The organism is Vibrio sp. RE86 (genome assembly GCF_013114545.1).
In the GTDB taxonomy this organism is placed as follows: domain Bacteria; phylum Pseudomonadota; class Gammaproteobacteria; order Enterobacterales; family Vibrionaceae; genus Vibrio.
In genome coordinates this window covers 1-4,135 of record NZ_VTXI01000049.1, presented here as the reverse complement: position 1 = coordinate 4,135, position 4,135 = coordinate 1, and the positions used below count along the sequence as shown (strand labels likewise).

The following is a 4,135-nucleotide window of genomic DNA, read 5'->3' as shown; positions in this document are numbered from 1 at the left end:
CACAACCCGAACACCAGAGGTTCGTCCACTCCGGTCCTCTCGTACTAGGAGCAGCCCCCTTCAATCTTCCAACGCCCACGGCAGATAGGGACCGAACTGTCTCACGACGTTCTAAACCCAGCTCGCGTACCACTTTAAATGGCGAACAGCCATACCCTTGGGACCGACTTCAGCCCCAGGATGTGATGAGCCGACATCGAGGTGCCAAACACCGCCGTCGATATGAACTCTTGGGCGGTATCAGCCTGTTATCCCCGGAGTACCTTTTATCCGTTGAGCGATGGCCCTTCCATTCAGAACCACCGGATCACTATGACCTGCTTTCGCACCTGCTCGAATTGTCATTCTCGCAGTCAAGCGGGCTTATGCCATTGCACTAACCACACGATGTCCAACCGTGTTTAGCCCACCTTCGTGCTCCTCCGTTACTCTTTGGGAGGAGACCGCCCCAGTCAAACTACCCACCAGGCACTGTCCGCAACCCCGATTCAGGGGTCAACGTTAGAACATCAACACTACAAGGGTGGTATTTCAAGGACGGCTCCACCGATACTGGCGTACCGGTTTCAAAGCCTCCCACCTATCCTACACATGTAGGGTCAATGTTCAGTGCCAAGCTGTAGTAAAGGTTCACGGGGTCTTTCCGTCTAGCCGCGGGTACACTGCATCTTCACAGCGATTTCAATTTCACTGAGTCTCGGGTGGAGACAGCGTGGCCATCATTACGCCATTCGTGCAGGTCGGAACTTACCCGACAAGGAATTTCGCTACCTTAGGACCGTTATAGTTACGGCCGCCGTTTACCGGGGCTTCGATCAAGAGCTTCGACCGAAGTCTAACCCCATCAATTAACCTTCCGGCACCGGGCAGGCGTCACACCGTATACGTCATCTTACGATTTTGCACAGTGCTGTGTTTTTAATAAACAGTTGCAGCCACCTGGTATCTGCGACTCTCGTCAGCTCCATCCGCAAGGGACTTCACCAATAAGAGCGTACCTTCTCCCGAAGTTACGGTACCATTTTGCCTAGTTCCTTCACCCGAGTTCTCTCAAGCGCCTTGGTATTCTCTACCCGACCACCTGTGTCGGTTTGGGGTACGATTCCTTACAATCTGAAGCTTAGAGGCTTTTCCTGGAAGCATGGCATCAATGACTTCACTACCGTAGTAGCTCGACGTCGTGTCTCAGCCTTAAAAAGAGCCGGATTTACCTAACTCTTAAGCCTACGCACTTGAACCTGGACAACCGTCGCCAGGCCCACCTAGCCTTCTCCGTCCCCCCATCGCAATTGTAAGAAGTACGGGAATATTAACCCGTTTCCCATCGACTACGCCTTTCGGCCTCGCCTTAGGGGTCGACTTACCCTGCCCCGATTAACGTTGGACAGGAACCCTTGGTCTTCCGGCGAGGGGGTTTTTCACCCCCTTTATCGTTACTCATGTCAGCATTCGCACTTCTGATACCTCCAGCAAGCTTTACAACTCACCTTCAACGGCTTACAGAACGCTCCCCTACCCAATGAAGTAAACTTCATTGCCGCAGCTTCGGTTTATTACTTAGCCCCGTTACATCTTCCGCGCAGGCCGACTCGACTAGTGAGCTATTACGCTTTCTTTAAATGATGGCTGCTTCTAAGCCAACATCCTAGCTGTCTAAGCCTTCCCACATCGTTTCCCACTTAGTAATAATTTGGGACCTTAGCTGGCGGTCTGGGTTGTTTCCCTCTCCACGACGGACGTTAGCACCCGCCGTGTGTCTCCCGGATAGTACTTACTGGTATTCGGAGTTTGCAAAGGGTTGGTAAGTCGGGATGACCCCCTAGCCTTAACAGTGCTCTACCCCCAGTAGTATTCGTCCGAGGCTCTACCTAAATAGATTTCGGGGAGAACCAGCTATCTCCAGGTTTGATTGGCCTTTCACCCCTAGCCACAAGTCATCCGCTAATTTTTCAACATTAGTCGGTTCGGTCCTCCAGTTGATGTTACTCAACCTTCAACCTGCCCATGGCTAGATCACCTGGTTTCGGGTCTATATCCAGCAACTCGACGCCCAGTTAAGACTCGATTTCTCTACGGCTCCCCTAGATGGTTAACCTTGCTACTGAATATAAGTCGCTGACCCATTATACAAAAGGTACGCAGTCACACCACGAAGGTGCTCCTACTGCTTGTACGTACACGGTTTCAGGTTCTATTTCACTCCCCTCACAGGGGTTCTTTTCGCCTTTCCCTCACGGTACTGGTTCACTATCGGTCAGTCAGTAGTATTTAGCCTTGGAGGATGGTCCCCCCATATTCAGACAGGATATCACGTGTCCCGCCCTACTCGATTTCACTGAATGTGCGTTGTCGACTACGGGGCTATCACCCTGTATCGCCGGACTTTCCAGACCGTTCGTCTAACGCATATAAAGCTTAAGGGCTAGTCCAATTTCGCTCGCCGCTACTTTCGGAATCTCGGTTGATTTCTTTTCCTCGGGGTACTTAGATGTTTCAGTTCCCCCGGTTCGCCCTGTTGCTTAGTCACTTAACCATACAACCCCAAAGGGTCTTTGTTATGCAACCAAAGTTGTCTGCAATTTTTATACATGATGCAGACTCGATTTTGCCGGACTCAAATTTCCAAGAACACTTGAATGTGTTGTATTGGTGTTTGTCTTAAAGACAAACATTGAGAACTTTACAATCAACAATAAATTGTTGATTTGTCAGCTTTCCAAATTGTTAAAGAGCTAATCACTTCTCATGAAGTAACCATTTTTAAACATTCTCGTGAGAAACTGCTTAAAGATGGTGGGCGATACCGGGCTCGAACCAGTGACCCCCTGCTTGTAAGGCAGGTGCTCTCCCAACTGAGCTAATCGCCCACATGAGTTTTACGTCTTGTGGTAGACGTCAAGAATGGTGGAGCTAAGCAGGATCGAACTGCTGACCTCCTGCGTGCAAGGCAGGCGCTCTCCCAGCTGAGCTATAGCCCCTTCTTGAGATTTCATTCTAAGAATGAATGGTGGGTCGTGCAGGATTCAAACCATCAATCTGTGTGGACACTCATCGTGAGTAATCATCGTATAAGGAGGTGATCCAGCCCCAGGTTCCCCTAGGGCTACCTTGTTACGACTTCACCCCAGTCATGAACCACAAAGTGGTAAGCGTTCTCCCGAAGGTTAAACTACCTACTTCTTTTGCAGCCCACTCCCATGGTGTGACGGGCGGTGTGTACAAGGCCCGGGAACGTATTCACCGTGGCATTCTGATCCACGATTACTAGCGATTCCGACTTCATGGAGTCGAGTTGCAGACTCCAATCCGGACTACGACGCACTTTTTGGGATTCGCTCACTATCGCTAGCTTGCTGCCCTCTGTATGCGCCATTGTAGCACGTGTGTAGCCCTACTCGTAAGGGCCATGATGACTTGACGTCGTCCCCACCTTCCTCCGGTTTATCACCGGCAGTCTCCCTGGAGTTCCCGACATTACTCGCTGGCAAACAAGGATAAGGGTTGCGCTCGTTGCGGGACTTAACCCAACATTTCACAACACGAGCTGACGACAGCCATGCAGCACCTGTCTCAGAGTTCCCGAAGGCACCAATCCATCTCTGGAAAGTTCTCTGGATGTCAAGAGTAGGTAAGGTTCTTCGCGTTGCATCGAATTAAACCACATGCTCCACCGCTTGTGCGGGCCCCCGTCAATTCATTTGAGTTTTAATCTTGCGACCGTACTCCCCAGGCGGTCTACTTAACGCGTTAGCTCCGAAAGCCACGGCTCAAGGCCACAACCTCCAAGTAGACATCGTTTACGGCGTGGACTACCAGGGTATCTAATCCTGTTTGCTCCCCACGCTTTCGCATCTGAGTGTCAGTATCTGTCCAGGGGGCCGCCTTCGCCACCGGTATTCCTTCAGATCTCTACGCATTTCACCGCTACACCTGAAATTCTACCCCCCTCTACAGTACTCTAGTCTGCCAGTTTCAAATGCAATTCCGAGGTTGAGCCCCGGGCTTTCACATCTGACTTAACAAACCACCTGCATGCGCTTTACGCCCAGTAATTCCGATTAACGCTCGCACCCTCCGTATTACCGCGGCTGCTGGCACGGAGTTAGCCGGTGCTTCTTCTGCAGCTAACGTCAAA

2 tRNA genes and 2 rRNA genes are annotated in these 4,135 nt (G+C 51.0%); all 4 read right to left on the bottom strand.

Annotated elements, in window-relative coordinates:
• Positions 1-2,555: ribosomal RNA gene (locus F0231_RS20625) — 23S ribosomal RNA — on the bottom strand; the annotation flags it as partial.
• Between the two features lie 236 nt (positions 2,556-2,791).
• Positions 2,792-2,867 (bottom strand) — tRNA-Val (locus tag F0231_RS20620).
• 35 nt (positions 2,868-2,902) lie between these two features.
• A tRNA-Ala gene (locus tag F0231_RS20615) sits at positions 2,903-2,978 on the bottom strand.
• Positions 2,979-3,069: 91 nt separating this feature from the next.
• A 16S ribosomal RNA gene (locus F0231_RS20610) occupies positions 3,070-4,135 on the bottom strand; the annotation flags it as partial.